The organism is Paraglaciecola aestuariivivens, assembly GCF_052983255.1.
Genome location: NZ_JBRKBA010000004.1, coordinates 190,799 through 214,249 on the forward strand (window position 1 = coordinate 190,799; position 23,451 = coordinate 214,249).

General features: G+C 40.3%; 20 protein-coding genes and 1 other RNA gene. 13 read left to right on the forward strand and 8 right to left on the reverse strand.

Going from position 1 to position 23,451, the window contains the following annotated elements; translation table 11 throughout:
- Positions 1–4: 4 nt before the first annotated feature.
- Positions 5–1,786 carry a sodium-extruding oxaloacetate decarboxylase subunit alpha gene (gene oadA, locus ACVCDT_RS07775; protein ID WP_447132202.1) on the forward strand — a complete coding sequence of 594 codons (1,782 nt, stop codon included), beginning with the start codon at positions 5–7 and terminating at the stop codon, positions 1,784–1,786.
- Between the two features lie 9 nt (positions 1,787–1,795).
- Positions 1,796–2,926 (forward strand): sodium ion-translocating decarboxylase subunit beta, encoded by a 1,131-nt coding sequence (locus ACVCDT_RS07780; protein WP_447132203.1) that lies wholly within the window; start codon positions 1,796–1,798, stop codon positions 2,924–2,926.
- A gap of 23 nt (positions 2,927–2,949) precedes the next feature.
- On the opposite strand, the gene ACVCDT_RS07785 is transcribed toward ACVCDT_RS07780, so the two are convergent.
- From ACVCDT_RS07785 to pspF, 6 genes are read right to left on the reverse strand one after another with little or no spacing between them, the layout of a single operon-like run.
- Positions 2,950–3,735: an ATP-binding cassette domain-containing protein gene (locus ACVCDT_RS07785; protein WP_447132204.1), complete on the reverse strand. Its 786-nt coding sequence runs from the start codon at positions 3,733–3,735 to the stop codon at positions 2,950–2,952.
- Entirely contained in the window at positions 3,735–4,730 is a 996-nt protein-coding gene (locus ACVCDT_RS07790) for an oligopeptide/dipeptide ABC transporter ATP-binding protein (RefSeq protein WP_447132205.1), read from the reverse strand. Before ACVCDT_RS07790 ends, ACVCDT_RS07785 begins: the two co-directional genes overlap by 1 nt.
- Positions 4,730–5,623: an ABC transporter permease subunit gene (locus ACVCDT_RS07795; protein ID WP_447132206.1), complete on the reverse strand. Its 894-nt coding sequence runs from the start codon at positions 5,621–5,623 to the stop codon at positions 4,730–4,732. The genes ACVCDT_RS07790 and ACVCDT_RS07795 overlap by 1 nt, the downstream gene beginning before the upstream one ends.
- A complete protein-coding gene (locus ACVCDT_RS07800; RefSeq protein WP_447132207.1) occupies positions 5,610–6,635 on the reverse strand; it encodes an ABC transporter permease in 1,026 nt (341 codons plus the stop codon). Before ACVCDT_RS07800 ends, ACVCDT_RS07795 begins: the two co-directional genes overlap by 14 nt.
- Complete coding sequence (locus ACVCDT_RS07805; protein WP_447132368.1) at positions 6,635–8,221, reverse strand: ABC transporter substrate-binding protein; 1,587 nt, start codon at positions 8,219–8,221, stop codon at positions 6,635–6,637. Before ACVCDT_RS07805 ends, ACVCDT_RS07800 begins: the two co-directional genes overlap by 1 nt.
- A 60-nt stretch (positions 8,222–8,281) precedes the next feature.
- Complete coding sequence (pspF, locus tag ACVCDT_RS07810; RefSeq protein ID WP_447132208.1) at positions 8,282–9,376, reverse strand: phage shock protein operon transcriptional activator; 1,095 nt, start codon at positions 9,374–9,376, stop codon at positions 8,282–8,284.
- A 216-nt stretch (positions 9,377–9,592) separates the two neighbouring features.
- Between pspF and pspA the strand changes: the two genes are divergently transcribed.
- The 7 genes from pspA to tyrR all read left to right on the forward strand — a co-directional run bounded on the left by pspA (position 9,593) and on the right by tyrR (position 16,209).
- On the forward strand, positions 9,593–10,270 hold the full coding sequence (pspA, locus tag ACVCDT_RS07815; protein ID WP_447132209.1) for a phage shock protein PspA: 678 nt from the start codon (positions 9,593–9,595) through the stop codon (positions 10,268–10,270).
- A gap of 27 nt (positions 10,271–10,297) precedes the next feature.
- A complete protein-coding gene (pspB, locus tag ACVCDT_RS07820; RefSeq protein ID WP_447132210.1) occupies positions 10,298–10,534 on the forward strand; it encodes an envelope stress response membrane protein PspB in 237 nt (78 codons plus the stop codon).
- Positions 10,531–10,995 (forward strand): envelope stress response membrane protein PspC, encoded by a 465-nt coding sequence (gene pspC, locus ACVCDT_RS07825; protein WP_447132211.1) that lies wholly within the window; start codon positions 10,531–10,533, stop codon positions 10,993–10,995. Before pspB ends, pspC begins: the two co-directional genes overlap by 4 nt.
- A 66-nt stretch (positions 10,996–11,061) precedes the next feature.
- Complete coding sequence (locus ACVCDT_RS07830; RefSeq protein WP_447132212.1) at positions 11,062–12,492, forward strand: YcjX family GTP-binding protein; 1,431 nt, start codon at positions 11,062–11,064, stop codon at positions 12,490–12,492.
- Complete coding sequence (locus tag ACVCDT_RS07835) at positions 12,489–13,547, forward strand: YcjF family protein (RefSeq protein WP_447132213.1); 1,059 nt, start codon at positions 12,489–12,491, stop codon at positions 13,545–13,547. Before ACVCDT_RS07830 ends, ACVCDT_RS07835 begins: the two co-directional genes overlap by 4 nt.
- A gap of 155 nt (positions 13,548–13,702) precedes the next feature.
- Complete coding sequence (gene phhA, locus ACVCDT_RS07840) at positions 13,703–14,503, forward strand: phenylalanine 4-monooxygenase (protein ID WP_447132214.1); 801 nt, start codon at positions 13,703–13,705, stop codon at positions 14,501–14,503.
- A 146-nt stretch (positions 14,504–14,649) separates the two neighbouring features.
- The gene (gene tyrR / locus ACVCDT_RS07845; protein ID WP_447132215.1) at positions 14,650–16,209 is read left to right on the forward strand and encodes a transcriptional regulator TyrR; all 1,560 of its coding nucleotides are present in this window, start codon (positions 14,650–14,652) and stop codon (positions 16,207–16,209) included.
- A gap of 25 nt (positions 16,210–16,234) precedes the next feature.
- Here the strand turns inward: tyrR and ACVCDT_RS07850 are convergent, their stop codons facing one another.
- The gene (locus tag ACVCDT_RS07850) at positions 16,235–16,702 is read right to left on the reverse strand and encodes an Lrp/AsnC family transcriptional regulator (RefSeq protein WP_447132216.1); all 468 of its coding nucleotides are present in this window, start codon (positions 16,700–16,702) and stop codon (positions 16,235–16,237) included.
- A gap of 210 nt (positions 16,703–16,912) precedes the next feature.
- On the opposite strand from ACVCDT_RS07850, the gene ACVCDT_RS07855 reads away from it, so the two are divergent.
- Positions 16,913–17,962: a Glu/Leu/Phe/Val dehydrogenase dimerization domain-containing protein gene (locus tag ACVCDT_RS07855; protein ID WP_447132217.1), complete on the forward strand. Its 1,050-nt coding sequence runs from the start codon at positions 16,913–16,915 to the stop codon at positions 17,960–17,962.
- 104 nt (positions 17,963–18,066) lie between these two features.
- An RNA gene (gene ffs / locus ACVCDT_RS07860) (signal recognition particle sRNA small type) lies at positions 18,067–18,163 on the forward strand.
- 15 nt (positions 18,164–18,178) lie between these two features.
- Here the strand turns inward: ffs and ACVCDT_RS07865 are convergent.
- Positions 18,179–18,451, reverse strand: a complete 273-nt coding sequence (locus ACVCDT_RS07865) for a late competence development ComFB family protein (RefSeq protein ID WP_447132218.1) — start codon at positions 18,449–18,451, stop codon at positions 18,179–18,181.
- Positions 18,452–18,815: 364 nt separating this feature from the next.
- Between ACVCDT_RS07865 and ACVCDT_RS07870 the strand changes: the two genes are divergently transcribed.
- Both ACVCDT_RS07870 and ACVCDT_RS07875 read left to right on the forward strand, forming a co-directional pair.
- A complete protein-coding gene (locus tag ACVCDT_RS07870; RefSeq protein ID WP_447132219.1) occupies positions 18,816–21,710 on the forward strand; it encodes a TonB-dependent receptor domain-containing protein in 2,895 nt (964 codons plus the stop codon).
- 99 nt (positions 21,711–21,809) lie between these two features.
- A complete protein-coding gene (locus tag ACVCDT_RS07875; RefSeq protein ID WP_447132220.1) occupies positions 21,810–23,444 on the forward strand; it encodes a tetratricopeptide repeat-containing sulfotransferase family protein in 1,635 nt (544 codons plus the stop codon).
- Positions 23,445–23,451 lie beyond the last annotated feature (7 nt).

Here is a 23,451-nt window from a genome sequence, read left to right on the forward strand (position 1 = left end):
TCTTATGTCTAAGCCGCTGGCGATTACTGACGTGGTATTACGTGATGCACATCAATCCTTGTTTGCCACAAGATTACGCTTAGAAGACATGCTGCCAATAGCCAAAAAGTTAGATGATATGGGCTATTGGTCTTTAGAAACTTGGGGAGGCGCAACCTTTGATGCCTGCATACGTTATTTAGGTGAAGATCCGTGGGAGCGCATTAGACAATTAAAACAGGCTATGCCTAAAACGCCCCAGCAAATGTTGTTAAGAGGGCAAAACCTTTTAGGTTATCGGCACTATGCAGATGATGTGGTAGAAAAGTTTATTGAGCGAGCCCATGTGAATGGGGTAGATGTTTTTCGCATTTTTGATGCCATGAATGATGTACGTAATTTGCAAACTGCCATCAAAGCAGCGATTAAACAAGGGGCACATGCTCAAGGCACTTTGTCTTATACGGTTTCGCCTGTACATAACCAGCAAACCTGGCTAGATATGGCAAACAGGCTACAAGATTTAGGTGTGCATTCTATCTGCATAAAAGACATGGCAGGCTTGTTAAAACCCTACGAATGTGAAGCTTTGGTTAGTCGTTTAAAAGAAACCCTAGAAGTGCCTTTAGCCTTACATTGCCATGCAACCACAGGGTTAAGCACCGCCACTTATCAAAAGGCCATAGATGCTGGGATTGATATTCTAGATAGCTCTATCTCTTCAATGAGCATGACTTATGGTCACACAGCAACAGAAACCTTAGTTTCAATAGTAGAAGGTACAGATAGAGATACCGGCTTGTCACTTACTGCGTTAGCCGACATAGCCAGTTATTTTCGCGAAGTACGTAAAAAGTATGCCCAGTTTGAAGGTAGCCTAAAAGGAATCGATGCGCGTATTCTTACCGCCCAGGTACCTGGAGGTATGTTGACTAATATGGAGAGTCAATTAAAGGAGCAAGGAGCAGAAGATAAGATGAACTTAGTGCTGCAAGAGATCCCTAAAGTGCGAGAAGATCTTGGCTTTATTCCTTTGGTAACGCCTACGTCTCAAATAGTGGGCACGCAAGCTGTGATCAATGTCATTACAGGTGAAAGGTACAAAAGTATCAGCAAAGAAACAGCAGGGGTGCTCAAAGGCGAATATGGCGCTACTGCAGCACCGGTTAATCAGGCATTGCAAGATAAAGTATTAGCCGGAGAAGCGCCTATCACATGTCGTCCTGCCGACCTAATCAAGCATGAACTTACTGCGCTAACCAAAGAGCTTAAAGAACTTGCCGAAAAAGAACAATTCAAGGTTGCAGAGGCCTTTGTAGAAGATGTTTTAACCTATGCATTGTTTCCACAAATTGGTTTGAAATTTTTAAAAAATCGCGGCAACTCCGATGCCTTTGAACCTAAAGCGCAAGCCCAAGTCACCTCAGCGCAGCCGAGCAAAACTCAGGCAACTAAAGCAGTATCTAGTTACTCTGTGAGTGTGGACGGCCAAGTGTATTCAGTACAAGTGGCTGAAGATGGCAACCTAAGCCACATAGAAAGGGTTTCTGAGCCTCAGTCTAACCCGAATAACCAAAACGCAAACAATGCTTCAGGCACAAGCTTAAAGGCTCCTTTGGCCGGTAACATATTTAAAGTCTTAGTTAATTCTGGTGATCAGGTTAAGGAAGGTGACGTGGTTATCATAATGGAAGCAATGAAAATGGAAACTGAAGTGCGTGCGGCAGTGACAGGTAAAGTGCTAAGTGTGGCCACTAAAGCCGGTGATGCTGTACAAAGCGGACAACCTTTATTAGTGATTGGGTAGGGCTGACACATGGAAAAATTATCCATCTTATGGCAAAGCACTGCTTTAGCGCACTTCTCAATTGGGCAAGTGGTAATGATGTCTGTTGGGGCTTTATTGTTATTTTTGGCCATAGTAAAAAAGTTTGAACCGCTACTTTTATTACCTATAGGCTTTGGGGCGGTATTAACCAATATTCCTTTAGCAGGGTTTAGCGAAGTGGGTGGGTTGTTGTATTACATCTATCATATTGGCATTGATACTGGTGTGTTTCCTTTGCTTATTTTTATGGGCGTTGGAGCAATGACAGACTTTAGTGCTTTGATCGCAAATCCACGTATGTTGCTGTTAGGTGCAGCAGCGCAATTTGGTATATTTGGCACCCTGTTTGGTGCCATTGCCCTTAACTTAGTTCCAGGTTTTGCCTTTAGCCTGCAAGACGCGGCGGCTATTGCCATAATTGGTGGGGCAGATGGCCCAACAGCAATCTTTTTAGCCTCTAAGTTAGCCCCAGATTTATTAGGTGCCATTGCGGTAGCTGCTTATTCTTATATGGCGTTAGTGCCTATTATTCAGCCCCCTATTATGCGTTTATTGACAAATGAAACAGAGCGCAAAATTCAAATGTCGCAATTGCGTGAGGTGTCTAAACGAGAAAAAATTATTTTTCCGTTAGCAGTGTTATTTTTAACTATTTTGTTTTTACCTACAGCTACCCCCCTAGTAGGCATGTTTTGTTTAGGCAACTTAATGAAAGAATCTGGGGTAGTGGATAGACTTAGTCACAGTGCTCAAAACGAAATCATCAATATAGTGACTATCTTTTTAGGGCTAGCTGTAGGCTCTAAACTTTCAGCAGATAAATTTTTAACTGTTGAAACCTTAGGGATTTTAGCCTTAGGTGCCATAGCCTTTTCAATGGGAACCGCAGCTGGGATATTAATGGCCAAAGGCTTGAGCAAAGTCAGCAGCCAAAAAATTAATCCATTGATTGGCGCTGCAGGTGTTTCAGCCGTGCCTATGGCGGCTAGGGTAGTAAATAAAGTAGGGCTAGAAGCCAACCCTCATAACTTTTTATTAATGCATGCCATGGGGCCCAATGTCGCTGGGGTACTAGGTTCGGCGGTAGCAGCCGGCATTTTATTGGCTTTAGTTGGCTGATCTATTGCAGCGGATGATAAAAGCTAACTAATTTGACGGTTAACTAAGGCCTGATGTGAGTCCATTAATTTTTGCGTGTACTCATGTTTAGGCCAAGTAAAAAGCACATCGGTTTTACCAGACTCAACAACTTGGCCGTCTTTCATAATAATCACCTTGTCGGCAATGTGCCTAACTATGCCAAGGTTATGGCTAATAAAAATAAAGCCTAATCCTAGATCTCTTTGAAGTTTCATTAATAGATTCACTGCTTGAGAACGAACCGAAGGATCTAAGGCAGCAAAAGGTTCATCTGCCACTATCACTTTAGGGTTAAGAATTAGCGCTCTAGCCAAGGCAACCCTTTGTTTTTGCCCATCTGACAGCATATGCCGATAAAAAAATTGATGTTCTGCCATTAATCCCACTAGTCTTAAAGTGGATTCGATTAAAGCAATACGCTCAGCTAATTTAAGTTCGGTATTAAGTTTTAATGGCTCATGTAAAATTGAGCCTAGGGTTAAGCCTGGGTTTAAGGATTCATTACTATTTTGAAAAATCATTCTAATATCGTGGCTGCGTTTATTAATTTTGGTTTCGCTTATTTCTTCACCATTTAATAAAATTTCCCCGCTTTTGGGTCGCTCTAAGCCAACCAATAATTTGGCCAATAAGGATTTTCCAGAACTATTATTGCCAACTATGGCTAGCGTTTCGCCGGCTTTTAAATTAAAACTCACAGGGCCTAAATTAAACTTACTAACTGGCTTACCCCATAAGGGCTGAGTTTGATTACTAAAGGTCAATTCTTTTACGTTAATTAAGTCCATTATTTGGTATCCCAATGTAATGGAAAATGGCAGCTATAAAAGTGTTTATGGACGCGCCTAATAGGAGGTTTTACCACACACTCACGCCTTGCTCTTGGGCATCTAGGCCCGAGTCTGCAGCCTATAGGTAAATGATGCAATGTGGGTATTGTGCCGCCTAAAGAGGTTAAGTTAGATTTAGGTGGTAGATCTTTTCTAAAGCTTGGGGCGCTATCTAACAAAGCCTGAGTATAAGGGTGCAGTGCTCTTTTTCTTAATTGGTTAAGCTCACCACTTTCTACTGATTGGCCACAATATAAAACCGTCATGTAACTGGCAATACCAGAAATAGCCTGTAGATCATGGCTTACAAAAAGCACACTCATTTTTCTTACTTGATTCACCCGATTTAACAGTTTAAGAATTTGAATTTTAGCCGTGACCTCCATGCCTTTGGTGGGGTCGTCTGCAATAATAATTTTGGGATTGGAAGCCAATGCCATAGCCACCATGAACTTTTGCACTATATCGTTAGCAATTTGATGAGGGTAACTGCTTAAACATAATTGATGATTTTTAATTCCCACTTTGTGCAACAACTTAATCGCCATTTCATGTTTTTTGGCGCGCCTTTGCCAGAACCATTTTTGCGTAAATTGCTCTTCTGGCAGCATTTCTTTTAGTTGTTCGCCTAAAGTTAATAAAGGGTCTAAAGAATCTATTGGGTTTTGAAAAATCACAGAAATATCATTTCTGATGAGTTTACGTCTTGCTTTGACAGACATAGTCAGAAGATCTTGTCCTAACCAAGTCATACGATCGGCCGTGATTTTCCAACGTACAGGCAAGGCGCCAACTATCGCTTTGACTATTAAACTTTTACCTGAGCCAGACTCACCCACTAAGGCATGAATTTGCCCTTCATGGATGACTAAATTCACTTTATCTAAGGCTTTTACCCAACTACCAGACAAGTCAATTTCTAAGGTGAGGTTTTTAATATCCAGTAAAATCATTAATGTAGCAGCCTATTTCTTAAGGCAGACCGCAGACCATCGCCAACTAGGTTAATTGAAACCATCATTAAAAATAGTGCGCCACCAGGAATGGCGATATTCCAAGGAGCAATATAGGCCACTTCAATGCCTTCCCATAACATTGCACCTAATTCTGACACTGGCGCTTGCGCCCCTAACTTAAGGAAACCTAGGGCGCTGATGTCTAGAATAGAGACTGATAAGGCGAGGGTAGCTTGCACCACTAATAACTCTCCCATATTAGGTAAGATGCTACGGGTAAAGATATGAAATTTACTGGCACCATCAAGCTTAGCCGCCAAAATATACTCTTTAGATAATTCTCGCCTGATAAAATCACGGGTTTGGTGAACAAACTGCGGGATCAAGGCCAAGGCAATGGCCCACATACTGTTAACTAAACCTGGGCCCAAAATAGCAATAATAATAATGGCAATTAATAAAGTAGGTATGGCTTGGATTGAATCTAATGTGTGATTTAGAAAGCTCGACCTAAAGCCTCTGCTCATGCCAGCTAAGGCACCTAGGCTTACCCCTAATAACATAGCGGTAATCACCAAAAGCAAACTAATACCAAATGTCATACGGCATCCATAGAGCACCCGAGATAATAGATCTCGACCTAAAGCATCGGTACCAAATAAGTGAGTGATTCCGCCATTAGGATCCCAGGCTGGCGGAATTAATAAATCCGCGGTTTGTTGCATGTTTGGATCAAAAGGCGCCAATAACGGGCAAAATATCGTAATAATGATAAAAAACATGAAACAGAATAACCCTGCCACAGCCACATGGTTTTCTTTGAACTCCATCCACGTAAATTGCAGTGGAGAAGGGTGGTGTTCTTCTTGATATAAACTATATTGAGGCACGTTCAGCCCTTCTACGTCTTGGATCAGTTAACCTAATCATTAAATCTATCGACATGGTAAATATCACCACTAAGGCAGAAACTGCCAACATACCAGCTCTAATGGCTGGGTAGTCTTGTTGATATATTGATTGAATGAGCCAGTTACCAATGCCAGGCCAAGAGAAAATACTTTCAACTATCATGGCGTTAGTTAACAAAGTTGGAAATTGCATGGCCAATAACGGCAAGATAGGAATAATGGCATTTCTTATTCCATGGCGAAACAAAATTTGAGTTGGGGTCAATCCACGTGCATAAGCCGCTAAAATAAATTCACTATTAAGAGTTTCAATTAACGAACGCCTTGAAATCCGCAATATTAAAGTGGTGGTCACTATTGCAATAGATGCGGTAGGCAGAATCAAATGCCTAAGGGCATCATTAAAGGCTTGCTGTTTATTGGGTAAATCAGATAACAAAATATCGATTAAAATAAAGCCTGTTAGATTAGGAACTTCAAAGACTAGGCTAATACGACCTGATAAAGGGAACCAGCCTAATTGTAACGAGAAAAATAAAATAAAAATGATGGCCAACCAAAATACAGGAATCGAATACCCCACAACACTGACAGTCAATAAACTGTAGTCAGTGAGTTTATGGTGGCGTAGTGCCGCTAAAAATCCTAAGGGCAGACCAAATAAAAACGACAAGGTAAGGGCATAGGCACTTAATTCTATGCTGGCAGGTAAGTAGCGGCCAATTTCGTCATATAAGGGTAGGCCAGAGCTAAAACTATACCCCCAATCTCCAGCAAACAACTGGCTCATATAGTACCAATATTGAGAGAAAACGTTCTCGGCGGCATATTCGACATGACCTTGCGCAGGTGCTTGGTGGTCGATTCTTAAACCGGTCAAATTCTCAGCTGGAATACCCGGAAATAGATAGGCCAAACAAAAAGATAACAAACTTAAAATAAATAAAGTGATTAGCACTAAGTTGGTATAACGAAGCAAAACATTTAACATTAGTGTTTCTCCACCCCGCCAAATCTCACTCCACCATAAGGGTTGATGACAAAACCACTCAGTCCACTTCTATAGGCTTGGTATCTTGAGGCGTGAGCAATGGGGATTAGAGGCAGTTGTTCTGCTAATAAGTCGTTGGCTTTACCGTAAAAGTACGCGCGTTCGCTGATTTCAACAAATTCTAATGCTTGGTTAATTAACCTGTCATATTCGGGTGAGCACCACATTGCGCGATTGGTTCCTGAGTCAATGGCGGCACAAGATAACAAGGGGCGATAAAAGTTATCGGGATCACCATTGTCGGCAGACCAACCTATTAATACCGAATCGTGTAAACCTTGGTTTAACCTTTGCCTAAAAGTCGACCATTCGTAGCTAACGATATTTACTGTTATGCCTACATCTTGTAAATAGGCTTGAATTAACTCTGCCATTTTGCGTGCATTAGGGTTGTACACCCTTTCTACTGGCATTGCCCAAATGTTCATTACAAAGCCATCTTCTACACCATTGTCATTAAGCAACTTTTTAGCCGCAACTGGGTTATAGCTTAAGGTTTTTACATCGTTTTGAAACGCCCAAGAGGTAGGGGGAACGATATTTTTAGCGGTAATAGCACTGTTAAAATAAATGGCTTCAATTAACGCGTTTCGGTCAATGGCCATGCCTAAGGCGCGGCGTACGTCTGGGTTATCAAAAGGGGGCTTAGAGGTATTAAATGCCCAAAATCCTATATTAAAGCCGGGTTTTTCATCCAGCACTAAGTTTGGCTGTTGGCGAATAACATCTAGCTCACTATGGGCAGGTAAAGCAATGGCATCACATTCACTGGTAATTAATTTAGCTAACCTGAGTGAGCTTGATGGCGTGATGTCAAAAATGAGCGAATCTACTAAGGCAATCTCTTTCCAATATTTTGGGTGTTTGGCATAACGAATAAAGTGGTCTTGGCGAAACTCCACTAACTGATAAGGGCCAGTTCCAACCGGTAAATTATCAATTAACCCCATTTGCCCGCGCTCTTGTAAAACTTGGCCGTACTCAGCTGAAAGTATTACCGCAAAATCCGTGGCTAAATTGGCTAAAAACGAGCTTTCGGGTTTGTTTAAATTAATTTCTACCCTGTAGCCATTTACGCGCCTTACATCTTTGATTAAATCCCCTAATTTTAAACTGTCGGTATAGGGATATTGGCCACCCGAAACTGTGTGGTAAGGGTGATCAAGTAAACGCCACCTATCTATACTAAACACCACATCATCGGCATTTAAGGTACGGCTGGGGGTAAAATTTTGGGTGTGGTGAAAGGAAACATTTTTTCTTAATTGAAAAGTATAAGTTTTACCGTCGTCACTGATTATCCAACTGGTTGCTAATGCTGGCACAAAACTACCAGTGTCAGGTTCAAAGTCGATTAGGCGATCATAAATTTGATGAGCAGATGCATCGCCTGTGGTGCCTGACGTATCTAATTGGGGATTAAAATTAGCTGGGCTGCCTTCAGAGCAGTAAACAATATGATTAGGGTGATGTTCGGCTTTAAGTAATTTGTCACAAGCAGACAGGCCAAGACCCAAAGTCAGCATAAATAACCATTTGCCTAAAAAGGGTAAAGTTGGCTGATTACAAATATTCACTTAATTCATTTAATCCAAGCTTTCGTTAGTTTGTTCTAACAAATTATATTTCTTTAGATAACCTCTAAGTTGATGATACGTCAATCCTAACTTGTCTGCAGTTTTCTTTTGATTAAATTGACTGTCTGATAAAGCCTGTTTTAACAAGTCTATTTCAAAATTTTGCGATAACTCTTTTAAATCAACCGGAAAATCAAAACTAGGGGCAGTGACTGTGGTGGGCGTTGTAGGCGCAGCAACAGCTTGAGCTTCTGAAGCAGGCTCAGCAGGTTTTTGGGCTTCTATAATTCTATCTTGGGTTTTAACGCGCGCTTTAGGACGATAAGAGGACTCAAAAGGGTCTAAAATAATATTGTGTACGGGTAAGTTAGGGTTGTTACTGCGATATACTGCACGCTCTACCACATTCTTTAACTCCCTAATATTCCCAGGCCAATGGTACTCTAATAATGTGCGTTTGGCTTTTTCGGTAAAGCCACTAAATAATTCCATATCCAGTTCACGGGCCATATTAATAGCAAAATGTTCGGCTAACATCATGATGTCTTCTTTACGTTCGCGCAAAGGAGGTAAAGTAATAACATCGAAAGCCAATCTGTCTAATAAATCGGCCCTAAATTCACCTGAGTCTGCTAAAGCCGGCAAATCTTCATTGGTGGCGGCAATGAGTCTAACGTCTACTTTAACGCTACGTGAACCACCTACACGCTCAAATTCGCCATATTCGATAACGCGTAATAACTTCTCTTGAACCATTCCCGAAGTATTGGCTAATTCATCTAAAAACAAGGTGCCGTTGTGCGCCGTTTCAAACCGACCTTCGCGTCTTTTAGCGGCACCAGTAAACGCCCCTGCTTCATACCCAAAGAGTTCGCTTTCTAATAAGCTTTCATTTAACGCTGCACAATTTAATTTTAAATAGGTTTGCTCCCAGCGTTTAGATAAAAAGTGCAAGCGGGCAGCCACTAGTTCTTTACCTGTTCCTCGCTCACCAATGATTAACACGGGTTTGTTTAGCGGCGCAATTTGCGAAATTTGCTCAAGGACTTCTAAAAAATTATTGGAGTGGCCTAGCAAATTATCTTGTTGGCGAAAACGGCTCATCAATATCCTTAAATAATGGTCTAAATGACTAACTTATAGTCGACTTACTAATTATTGTAGATCTCGCCAACTCAGGTGTAAATTATTATTTCTTTAAAATCAGTAATTTAGTTAAATTGTTATGTTGGCCTAGTTATTGAATACCTAGTAACAAGACAAACCATTAATAGGGTTAAAACAATTTTAACCGTTATTTACAAGTAAGAGGTAAAAATTATGGGTATCTTTTCGCGTTTCACCGACATAGTGAACTCAAATATCAATGCCATTTTAGACAAGGCTGAAGATCCTGAAAAAATGGTGCGCCTAATTATTCAGGAAATGGAAGATACCTTAGTAGAGGTACGTTCTGCATCAGCTAAAACCCTTGCGAGCAAAAAGGAAATTTCAGCACAAATTAGTAAAGTGCAAAATGAGGCAACAGATTGGAAAGCTAAAGCTGAATTGGCTATCAGTAAAGATAGAGAAGATTTAGCCCGTGCCGCTTTACAAGAAAAGAAAAAATGTGATGAGCAAGTGAAAGCCTTAACTGCAGAGTTAAGTGCAGTAGATGAGCAAATTACTAAATTGCAAAGTGAAGTGGGACAACTTCAAGAAAAATTAGCCGATGCTAAAACTCGTCAAAAAGCGATAATTCTTCGCCAAAAAACAGTGAGTTCTAGGCTAGAAGTAAAAAGAACCTTAGACAGTGGCAAAGTGGATGCTGCAATGGGACGGTTTGAGCAGTATGAGCGTAAAATTGATGATTTAGAATCTCAGGTTGATGCTTATGATTTAGGTAAGAAGACTTTGGCTGATGAATTTGCCGAGTTAGAGTCAGACGATGAAATCGATGACGAATTAGCTGCATTAAAGAAAAAAATGAAAAGCAAAAGTGCGGCAAAAAAATCATAACAAAGTCAGAATAAAAGGAGAGTCATTGTGGGAGATGTAATTGGAATTATAGTCGCGCCTATTATTATTTTTATGATATTTGTGGCGCCTATTTGGTTGATTATGCATTACCGAAGTAAAAAGCAGATCAACCAAGGGCTAACTGAAGCTGAATATTCTACTTTACAAGAGTTAGCTGACAGAGCAGATAAAATGGCCGACAGGATCCATACCCTTGAAGCCATTTTAGATGCCGAAGCACCGGAGTGGAGAAACAAAGTATGAAAACTTACGGCACCTTACATCGCGATCCCAGTAAAGGAAAAATCGCTGGGGTTTGTGCTGGGTTGGCAGAGTACTTTGGGATTGAGCTTTGGTTAGTACGAATTTTAACCTTAACAGGCTTTTTCTTACTTGCTCCGCCTTTTTTCTTTGTAGGTTATATCGCAGCTTGGTTTATTTTAGAAAAAAAGCCACAAGGCTACGCCAGTCGCACTAAAGCCGAGAGTTCTGTGCATGGCACTCAAGATCATAAAAGCATGGGCAAAGGATGGCATAATGCTGTGCCAGAAGAGCCAGAGAAAGTGGTGGTAAAGTCAAAGATTTGGCAAGCAGGCGAACCACCTAAACAAGCTTTTTTTGATATAAAACAACGTTTTGAAAGTAACGAAGAAAGATTAAGAAAAATGGAAACTTATGTCACCTCTTCAGAATTTCAGCTTAATCGAGAGATTAGTAAATTATAATTCCCTTATCAAAATACAGCGCAAGGATGGGCTGTTTTTGCCTTTATAGAGACTAAACTAACATTCATGCAGAATTCATTTTTAGCTCACCCTAAAGTTAAGCGTACTACTCAAAAACTTTCAGATAGTGCCGCACGGCTATTAGATCAACAAGTAAACTTGGCTGTTACTGGGCTTAGCGGTAGCGGTAAAACTGCTTTTATTACGTCTTTGGTTAACCAGCTTTTAGAGGCAAATCATGGTGCCCAATTACCCTTTTTCTCAATCCACAGAGATAATCGACTAGTAGGGGTTAAGCGCGATATTCAACCTAATTTAAGCTTTAGTCGCTTTGCTTACGAAGATGCCATGCAACAATTAACCGCCGAACAGCCCAAATGGCCAGGTTCAACCACAGGCATTTCGCAAATTAGGTTAAAAATAAAGTTTAAGCGCCAAGCAGGCTTAGGTAAGTTGTTTAAGCATGATGCCACCTTAACCTTAGACATTACCGACTACCCAGGTGAGTGGCTGTTAGATTTACCTTTATTAGAATTAACCTATTCGCAGTGGTGTAAACAGTGTGAAGCAGAATGGCAAGATGCAACACGCAACGCCTTGGCTCAAGACTTTTTAAAACATATATCAGAGCTTGATTTAACTGCGCAAGGCGACGAACTGGCTCTGCAACATATCGCCCAGCTATATACTGAGTATTTAACTCAATGTCAGGCTAAAGGTTTTCAATTACTGCAACCTGGGCGTTTTATTTTACCTGGCGAATTAGCAGGTGCGCCAGCTTTGCATTTTTTTCCTATTCCCCAGGCATTAATTGAGAAATATGCCCTTGATTTAGAAAAGCCCGCTGAAAGTAGTCATCTAGCCTTGTTAATTCAGCGTTTTGAACATTATAAAAAACAGGTGGTGAAGCCTTTTTATACTGAGCATTTTAAACACTTTGATCGTCAGGTGGTGTTAGTTGATTGTTTATCGGCGTTAAATCGAGGATTTGATAGTTATCAGGATCTGCAAAAGGCCTTAGATTGGATCATGACTAGCTTTGAATATGGCAGTTCCAATATTCTAAATCGGTTATTTCAGCCAAAAATCGATAAGTTGGTTTTTGCTGCCAGCAAGGCCGATCATATTACTCCTGATCAACAAGAGAATTTAGTTAAATTATTAGAAAGCATGTTGCACGAGTCCAGAAAACAACTGCAATTTGAAGGGGTTGGTACAGAGTCTACCGCTATCTCGGCGATCCGCGCTTCACAATCTAGCCTAGCAACATTAGAAGGTAAGAGTATTCCAGTGTTAGAAGGGCGAAATCACCTAGGCGAGTCTATAAGGTTATTTCCTGGAGAAGTACCAAAAAACTGTCCTAAACCTGCGTTTTGGCAGGAGCAACAATTTGCCTTTCCGAAATTTTCACCCCCTTTATTATCATCACCAGCTGTTTTACCCCATATAAGAATGGATCAGGTGTTAGATTTTTTATTGGAAGACAAACTTAGATGAATAATGAGCATCAAAACACTAGTCAACAAAATAACAAAATTAAACAAGCTTATGTGTTTGACAGTGAAGTTGAAGCAGAGCCTTTGCAGCCTGAGAAGCTTAAACCCGCACAAAAAATTACAGATGAACAAGCCCTTAGTTTAACCCCTATAGAGCCAACTCTTGAGACTCAAGCGCAAAATAATCAGCCTATTGATTCACACAAACCAGCAGCAAAAAGCTCAAGATGGCGCCTGGCTGTTGTTGGGCTAGTGCTGGTGGCAAGTTTGCTTGAAGTGGGCTTGTTTATGTATAGCGCAATCAACCAACAAGACTGGTTGGCCGGGCTGTGGTTAGTGATTTTGTTTATCGCGATATTGGCGTTAGTGCGCTGGGGATTTTATGAATTAAAGAGTTTAACAGAGCTTAAAAAACTACAAAGCTTAAGAACTAGATCAAGTGAACTGGCCAATAAACAGGTAATTGGCAGAGCTGAGCAACACTGTCTTGAGCTGATAAAAAGCTTACCAAAACAGGCGAAACCTTGGGTGCAAGACTGGAGCACTAGCCTTGAGTCACATCACACAGATAGTGAAGTTTTGGCGCTTTTTGAACATAAGGTCATGGCTGAGCTTGACAAACAAGCCTTACAAAAGATTAAAAGCCATGCCTCTGCGGCCAGTGTGTTAATTGCGCTAAGTCCTTTTGCTTTGGTGGATATGTTAATAGTGCTTTGGCGAAATATTCTGATGTTAAATCAAATAAGTCGCATTTATGGACTGCGGCTTGGGTATTGGGCCAGGATCAGGTTAATCAAAAACATTTTGCATAATATGTTGTATGCAGGGGCGGCAGAAATTTTGTCTGATGCCGGTAATTATGCACTAGGTGCAAGTGTGACTAGCAAACTCTCTACTAGAGTAGCGCAAGGGCTGGGGGCAGGGGTACTTACCGCTAGGTTAGGTTTAAAAGCCATAGATCAAAGTCGGCCTTTTCCTTGGTTATCAGAGCCTAAACCTGGCCTGTCTGAATTAAGCAAACAATTGCTTTCTGACCTACGTAACCACCTAAGCTAAAGTCTATAGCTGGCGCTTAATAGCGCGCTGTTAAGAATTTTTTTGTAGCTTAATCTTTACACTTTTTAGGGCGTTTTTCAGCGGCGAAAGCCTTTTGATTTCAGTGAATATGAGTACACTTTTGTGCATAAGCAGTAGCAACTTAGTGTGAACAAATGTCAAAAAATACCAAGTACGTTTCCCATGAGCCGGATGAGAATGGCATAGTTCATTGGAGCGCCAAAGAAAATAAAATTTGGGCAGATTTAGTTAAACGTCAAAAGAAAATTATTACAGGTCGTGCCTGTGATGAATATTTGCATGGCTTAGAGTTATTGGATTTGCCTGAAGATCGCATTCCTCAGCTTGCTGAAATTAATCAAGTGTTAGCCAGAGAAACGGGTTGGCAAGTTAAGCAAGTCCCTTCGTTAATTAATTTTGATTCGTTTTTTAAATTGCTGGCAAACAAGCAGTTTCCTGTGGCGACTTTTATTCGTACAGAAGAAGAGTTTGACTACTTACAAGAGCCAGATATTTTCCATGAAATATTTGGTCACTGTCCGTTATTAACCAATCCGGCTTTTGCGCACTTTACTCATACTTACGGTAAATTAGGCTATGCAGCAAGCAAAGAAGAGCGAGCATTTTTAGCTAGGTTGTATTGGTTTACGGTTGAGTTTGGATTGGTAGAAACCAAACAAGGAACCAGAATTTACGGCGGTGGGATCTTGTCTTCACCAGGTGAAACTTTACATGCGTTAGAATCAGCAGAGTGTGAACATTTTCCAATGAACCCACTGGATGCCTTACGCACACCTTACCGTATCGATATTATGCAGCCGATTTATTATTTATTGTCTTCATTTGATTCGTTATACGATATTGCTGAAATGGACATAATGGAGCTGGTTGCCCAAGCCAGAAGTAAAGGTTTATTCGAACCTAAATTTACCCCAAAAGTGAAACAAGCTAGCTAAGCTCTTTAGCTAGTTCACTTAAATCCTTACCTCAATTCAGTTTTTATTGCTTGGTAAATTTACCAAGCAATAAAACTGTTCTCATTGCTTAATTTGTAATAATATCTTTACAATATTCTTTGTTTGTTCTGGTTACGAGGTTGTAAATGCGCTTAGAGGTAAATTGTCAAGATCGCTTAGGCATTGCTCAAGACGTACTCGATATTTTAGTGGCTCACGAAATTGACCTTCGTGGTATCGAAATTGATAAATCTGGAAAGATATTCTTAAACTTTCCCAATATTGAATTTGCTGATTTTCAACACCTAATGCCAAAAATCCGCATGATTGATGGTATTGAAGATGTAAAAACCACCCCTTTTATGCCTATTGAGCGTGAACAATATCAATTACAGGCATTATTACAAACCTTACCTGATCCAGTATTTTCTATAGATGTAAAAGGTAGGATCATTTTAGTTAATGAAGCAGTTACCGCTGGTTTAGAGGTAGAGCAAAGCGATATTTTAGGTACCGAAATTTGTGAGTTAATTAAAGGGTTTAATATTGCCCGTTGGTTAGAAAGCAAAAAGCCACAAGCGGTAGCCCATAGGATCCGATTTTTAGAACAAGACTATTTATTAGATATGTTGCCGGTTTTAGTGCCTGATTCAGATGGCTCTGCAAACTTTGCAGGTGCAGTCTTGATGTTGAAGTCAGAAATGCGACTTGGCGAACAATTAACGGTTTTTCATCAAGCCAGTGTGGATAGTTTTATTTCTATTCAGGCAGAAAGCAAAGCAATGAAAAATGTGATCAAAGAAGCCAAACGAATGGCAGAGCTTGATGATCCCATGATTATTTTTGGTGAAACAGGAACGGGTAAAGAAGTCTTGGCAAAAGCTTGTCATGAGGCGAGTCGCAGAAGTGAAGCCAGTTTTGCAAAGTTAAATTTTGCTTCCATACCTGAAGACCTAGCTGAACTAGAGTTATTTGGCTGTGGGGCAGGTGATAGCCGGTATCCACAAGGTAAAGCTGGAGTATTAGAGGAAAGCCAAGGTGGCACCCTATTTTTAGATGAAATTGGCGATATGCCAGCAAAATTGCAATTGAAGTTATTGCGAGTAATAGAAACTAACCTATTTTGTCGTCTTGGGGAAACTCAAGAGCGTCAGGCAGATATGCGCATCATTTGCACCACCCAAGCAGATTTTGCCAAACTCATGCAAGAAGGTTTGTTTCGTGAAGATTTGTTTTACCGCTTAAATACTCTAAGTTTAGTTTTACCACCTTTGCGTGAACGTAAATCAGATGTGATTACCTTGGCCGAATGTTTTGTAAAACAACATAGCCTAAAACTAGGTCGCAAAGCGCCTAAGTTAAGTAAATCTTGTATTGATTATTTGCAGCTTTATCCCTGGCCTGGCAATGTGAGGCAACTAGCCAATGCCTTATATCGAGCGGTGTCGTTATTAGAGGGCAACATACTAGACAAAGAACATATTCAATTACCTTCTTGTTCTACTACTGTTAGTTTTGTCTCAGAAGAGTTTGAAGGCAGCTTAGATGACGAAGTGAAACGTTTTGAAAAAGATATTCTTATGCGCCTCTATCCTAATTACCCAAGTACCAGACAATTAGCCAAAAAGTTAGGCTTAAGTCATACCGCTATCGCCAATAAACTTCGTGAATATGGGATCAATAAAAAAACCTTAAAAATTGCCTAACCAGCTAAGCTAGTTAGGCGGCTTTTTACAGGCTTTTAATTGGTAATTCTGTGGTATTTTTTACCTGTTTAAGGGCAAAAGTTGAACTGAGGTGGTCAACTAAAGGTAGGTTGGTGAGTTTGGTTTTTAACAGGTGCTCGTATTCTTCAATACTTTCCACTATCACTTTAAGCAAATAGTCTTTGTCGCCGCTAGTGGTATGGCACTCTACTATGGCATCAATATTTTGAACGGCTTTCTCAAAATCATTGAGTGATTCGCCGTCGTGATTTTTTAGGGTCACATAAATAAATACAGATACCCCTAGGTTTAGCTTTTTATTGTCTAATAAGGTGACTTTTTGCAGAATGATTTTTTCTGCTTCTAAACGCTTAACTCGCCTCCAACATGGGGTATGAGATAATCCAACTTTTTGGCTTAGATCGGCCATAGAAACGGTCGCATCTTTTTGCATGACTCGCAAAATTTCACGATCAAATTTATCAAGTTTCATAAAGATAATGTTAACTGGTAGATAGAAGTCGCTAGCATGATGAAAAGTTAATTCATTTTCAAGATAAAAAAGAGGATATTTATCCTAGTTGTTAATTTGAATTTCGAAAAATGCAAAAATCTTATTTTAGCTGCCAATTAATTCGCAATAAGTGTCCTATATCAACTGATATATCATGCCCATTATTATAAGCATAAACGAGATCTTAGCATGTCAGTATTTGAGCACCCAGAATTTGACGACCACGAACATGTGGCGTTTTTTCAAGATAAAGCGTCAGGGTTAAAAGCCATAATAGCAGTACATAATTCAAACCTAGGTAACGCTCTAGGTGGATGCAGAATGTGGCCTTATATGAACGATGAAGAAGCCTTAAGAGATGTGCTTAGATTATCTAAAGGCATGACCTACAAAGCAGCTATGGCTGGACTTAAACAAGGTGGTGGTAAAGCCGTGATTATAGGCAATCCTCGTACCGATAAAAGCCCGGAAAAAATGTTAGCTATGGGTAGGTTTGTGCAAAGTTTGTCGGGTAAATATATCAGTGCCGAAGATTCAGGCTTAACAGTTGACGATCTCAAAATAATGGGGCGCGAAACCCAGCATGTGGCAGGCATTCAAGCTAAGTATCATGTCAATTCAGAGCCGGCAGATGGTAATCCTGCTCCTTCTACCGCTTATGGTGTATTTGTTGGATTAAAAACCTCAGTTAAACATGTGTTTAATTCAGACTTGCAAGGCATTCGAGTAGCGATCCAAGGATTAGGACATGTGGGCTACAGGTTAGCTAAACATTTGCATGAAAGTGGAGCTGAGCTGTATGTAACTGATATTCATTCTGAAAATGTTGACAAAGCTGTGGCAGAGTTTAATGCGACTGCCGTGACTCCAGATGAAATTTACAGTTTAGATGTTGATGTGTTTGCTCCTTGTGCAATGGGCGCTATTTTAAACGAAGACACCATTAATAAACTTAAAGCCAAAGTGATAGCCGGAGCGGCAAATAATCAATTGGAAAAAGAGCAATTTGGTCAGCTGTTAGTTGAACGCGGTATTTTGTACGCACCAGATTACGTTATTAATGCTGGTGGTATAATTGATATCTATCATCAAACTATTGATAGTTCTGATGCTGAGTTACGTGCTCATATTGAAAAAATTAACGATACAGTATTAGAAATTTACCAACGTGCAGAAGCAGAAAATGTGGCGACTAACATAGTGGCAAATCAAATTGCTGAAGAACGTTTTGGACAATAATTAAAATCTATTAAAAGTGGGTTGCATATAGGATTAGCTTTGTTCATAATGCGCCCGCTCTAACAAATAGCACTTTGTTTTTGTTAGGCTTTTCAATGGTGACCTTTCGGTCCCCTCGCAATGATACTTTGTGAACTCGGTCAGGCCTGGAAGGGAGCAGCCGCAGCAAACGACTCATGTGCCGAGGTGTGGCTGGAAGGGCACCACCATTCTACTTCAAGCGTCACTCTCTTTATTTTGATCTAAATAACTCATGGCTTGCTGAACAGCATTCACTACATTCATTTGCATTTGTTGCCTTTCGTTTTGTGGCATATAAAAAGACATATCAACTTCAAACCTAATATACCTAGGCGGAATTTGATTTAAGGCTAAACAACAAAGGTCGGCAATATAATCTTCGCTGTTAGTTTGCGCTAAACCTAATTTTTCTATCCTTTCTAAAACCAGCTGTTCGTAATAATTGTGGATATCATCGTTTAGTTTCATAAGTTGCGTTCGACCTTTTTAATTTAGCTATGTTGTTACTATAAACATAATTTAAATAAAGCACCTAATTGAATATTCACTTCATTAAGGCTTGCTAACTTTTATTATATATTTCAAAGGTTTTTATGAGTCTGTAAATATTTTGTTACTTTTTCAGCGATAAGCCTTATTGACAAATTTAGATTGATCAAAAGTTCACCGCCAATATTGTTGACCCAACCTTTTGCTAGTGTATATTAGGAATCATGTTGATCAAAAAGTGATCGCTTTGCGCGCTTTTTCAACATTAAGGCTACTAGCCTGATATTAAATACAAGTCGTTTTAACGACGTATACAACTAACAGTATGTCCAGGGAGACAAACATGTTTACAAATTCAAAAATGGCGAAGTCAATTCGTTTAGCTATGGCTGCGGGTGTTGCTTCAACAGCTATGCTTGCATCTCATGTTGTTAATGCACAACAAGACGCTGACGCAGAACAAAATGAAAAGTCAGTAGAAAAAATATCCGTTACCGGTTCTCGTATTAAATCTCAAAACTTTGAAAGTGCTAGCCCAGTATCTGTTACTTCAGATGTTGAAATTAAGCTTTCTGGTTTTACACGTATCGAAGATTTAATGAACTCTTTACCGCAAATCGAAGCGGGACAAACGTCATTTATCTCTAATGGTGCGTCAGGTACGGCTAACTTAGATTTACGTGGTTTAGGTCCAACACGTACCTTAGTGTTAGTGAACGGTCGTCGTTTACAGCCAGGTGGTGTGTATTCTCAATCGCCTGACATTAACCAAATTCCAGCTGCACTAGTTAAACGTGTTGAAGTGTTAACTGGTGGTGGTTCTTCAACTTATGGTGCCGATGCGGTAGCCGGTGTTGTTAACTTTGTAATGGACGATCAATTTGAAGGCATTGAGCTAACTGTTGGTGCGTCTGGTTATCAGCACAACAATAACAATAGTTATATTCAAGGCCTAATGGATGCCAGAAACTTTGAATATCCTGATGGAAATAGTGGTATCGACGGTAAGAGTTACAACATCGATTTCACAGCCGGTGGTACCTTTGCTGACGGTAAAGGCCATGCAGTAGCATACGCCACTTGGAGACGTAACGATGAACTTCGTCAAGCAGCCCGTGATTACTCTTCTTGTGCATTAAACAATGCGGGTAATTCTTGTGGTGGTTCATTGAACACTATCATACCTTCATTCTTTATCGGTGATATCGACCCAGCTACAGGTATTCAAGACGATTATGAGTTATGGTCAATTGACTCTAACAGCGCCTTTATTCCTCAAGATGGTACGCGTTATAACTACGCGCCGGTAAACCATTTTATGCGTCCAGATGAAAGATTCTCAATTGGTGCTTTTGTTGACTATGAAGTAAATGAACACTTCAATCCTTATATGGAAGTGAGCTACATGAATGACCGCACTGTAGCGCAAATCGCTGAGTCTGGAACATTCTTCGCAGAACAATATAACCTAGATGTTTCAAACCCATTATTAAATGATACTCAACGTCAACAGTTGATGGATCGTTTTAACTTAACTATGGACGACCAGTTCTCGGTTTATATCGGTAAGCGTAATGTTGAAGGGGGCCCTCGTGCTTCTAGCTTAGAGCATAATTCATTCCGTATCGTATTAGGTTCTGAAGGCGACATTAACGACATGTGGAGCTATGATGCATCTTTCCAATATGGTAGCTCTTCATCTTCGGCTGCTTATTTGAATGACTTCTTCGCCCCAAGAATTGCTACTGCCCTAGACCCAGATTTATGTGCGGCAACAGCAGGTTGTTTACCATACGAAGTGTTCACTTTTAATGGTATAACGCCTGAAGCTGCAGCAACACTAACTGGTGTGGCAATTTTGAACGGTGTAACCAGCAATACTATCTTAAACGCTTATGTGAGCGGTGATACAGGCATGGCCTTCCCAAGTGCTGAAGATACTGTACAAGTTGTATTTGGTATGGAGCATCGTAAAGAAGAGTTTGAGCGTTTATCAGATGAAGTGTTCGCACGTGGTCTGTTATTAGGTCAAGGTGGTGCAACAGCTAGTATAGTTGGTGACTACAGCGTTAACGAAATTTTTGCTGAAGCACAAGTACCTGTGATCCAAGGTGCTGATGGCGCTGAAAACCTAGTGTTAGATCTTGGTTATCGTTATTCTGACTATGATACATCTGGTGGCGTATCTACTTATAAAGTTGGTGTTAACTACGAGCCAATGGATGACTTTAAAGTTCGTGCCAGCTATAACCGTGCCGTTCGTGCGCCAAATGTTGGTGAGCTATTCGCACCTCAGAACACTGGTTTATGGAACGGTACCGATCCATGTGGCGGTATCATTGCTGACGGTGAAACTCCAGCTCAAACTGCAGCACAATGTGCTAACTCAGGTGTTACTGCGTCTCAATACGGTAACATTGCGTTAAGCCCTGCAAGCCAATATAACGGTTTGTTTGGTGGTAACCCAGATCTACAACCAGAAGTTGCTGATACTTATACTTTTGGTGTAGCTGCTAACCCATTTGAAAACTTTGCTATGTCAGTGGATTACTGGGATATCGAACTTAATGACGTTATCGGTGCAGTAGGCTCTCAGTTAACTGTTGAACAGTGTGGTTTAACGGGTGACCCAGCATACTGTGACAACGTAGTACGTGCCGGCTCTGGTAGCTTATGGCGTGGTACTGCTGGTTTCGTACGTTCAACCAATGTTAACTTAGCCGGTCGTCGCTGGCAGGGTGTTGACTTTTCTGGTAACTACGAAGCTGAGTTAGGTGAAGGTACTATTACGGCTAAGTTCGTAGGTACTTTGATGACTAAGAAAGAATATGACCCTATCCCAGGTGATGATTCTGCTAAGTACGATTGTGCTGGTGAAGTGAGTGTTAACTGTTTCGCACAGCCAGAATGGCGTCATAGCTTAAGCGTTACTTATACTACTGGTGAATGGTGGTCGGTTGACGCTAAATGGCGTTATTATGGTGATGTTGGTTACAACCTTGAATCAACTGATACCTTAACAGTTAATAACGGTGGTATTGATGCCCAATCATACTTAGACCTTAAAGCTTCATTTGATGTGAATGAAAACTTAGGTGTGTTGGTTGGTGTGAATAACGTACTTGATAAAGAGCCGCCTATGGTTGGTGGAACCTTGTCTAGTAACGCTAACACTGTTGCTGGATTCTACGATACTTTAGGTCGTTACTTGCATGCGAGTGCAACCTACAGATTTTAATTAGTAGATAATTAAATTAAAAACAGCGGGCAAGCCCGCTGTTTTTTTATGTGTTTTTGTGAGAGTTTAGCTAGATAGTCTTTTTAAATTTATAGATAAATGATTAACCAACAATTACGCCAATTAGAAGCGTTAATACATAAGCAACAATTTGTAGAAGCCGAATCACTTTGTAAAGAATTATCCGACCACCCACAAGTACAGCCCAGTATTTTACATAGAGCCTTGCTGCACATTTATACCCATACACAGCAATATTCCAAAGCCGTTGCCTTGTTAAAACCAGAATTTTTAGCCCAGCCTAATAACCGCTCTCTGTGTGACCATTTAGCCAATATATATCAACAACAACAAGACTTTGTAGAAGCTGCAAACTGTTACCAGCAGTATTTAGCCTTAGCACCTAATGACTCTGAAGCGCGATATAATTATGGCTTTAATTTACGCCATGCAGGAGAGTTTGACCAAGCCATAGAGCAATACCAGCTCGCTCTATCCCTTAAAATAAGTCAGCCAGAAGAAGTTTTAGTCAATATTGCGGTGATTTATTCAGATCACTTAAATGCTGCCAAGCTGGCTAAACAGCATTTAGAACAAGCCCTTGTGCTAAATCAAAATTATTTACCTGCTTTATTTAATTTAGCTAACTTGAATGAGCAGTCTGGAAATAAACAAGCTGCATGTGAGTTATTTAATAAAATATTACAGCTAGAGCCTAATCATTTTGAAGCTTTAGCTAGGTTAGCCGACGCTCAGGAGTTTAGCTCTGAAGACTCGCCTATTATTACTAAATTGCAAACCGCCATACAGAATAAAGCTGTGCCAGCAACAGTGAAAACCGATCTGTTATTTGCACTAGGTAAAGCCATGGATGGATGCGCAAATTACTCACAAGCGTTCGACTATTATCAGCAAGCTAATCAGCTAAATAAAACCTTATTACCTGAGTATATTCCTACTGAATTTGAACAATATGTAGATGAACTCATCAGGTTTTTTTCTAATTCTTGGCTTAGCCAAAACAAAACTCAGTCGGCGGCCATGCCTGTGTTTATTTGTGGCATGTTTCGCTCAGGCTCCACTTTATTAGAACAAATATTGGCTTCGCATCCTAATGTTAGTGCGGGAGGCGAGCTTGAATATTTTGTTAGAAAAGCTAAAGGTGAGTTAAGTCCCTTTCCTAGTGGGTTAAACAATCTAGCCCAAGTTGAATGGCAAAATATGGCCAAGGACTATCAGAGCTACCTTAAAAAGCGCCATCCGCAGGCCAAACTGATAACAGATAAACGTCCTGATAACCTATTTTACCTGGGCTTGATTTTAGCGGTATTTCCTAAGGCAAAGATTATTTTTACCGAGCGTGAAGCCTTAGATAATTATTTGTCTATTTACTTCCATCGTTTAGGTAGTGCCATGAGTTATGCTACAGATCTTAAGCATATTCAGCATTATCACAGCCAAATTACTAAGCTGAAAAATCATTGGCAAACACTTTTTAGCCAGAACATCTATACAGTCAATTACGATGAGTTAATTAGTCAGCCGAAAGAGCAGATAGAACAGCTGTTGTCTTTTATTGGATTAGATTGGTCAGACTCATGTTTAAACTTTCATCAACTTAACAATCAGGTCAAAACTGCAAGTGTTTGGCAAGTAAGAAAACCTTTGTATTCCACTTCGTCTGGACGATGGCGCCATTATCAAGCCCAACTTGCAGGCATTTTACCTCATTAGTTTGGCA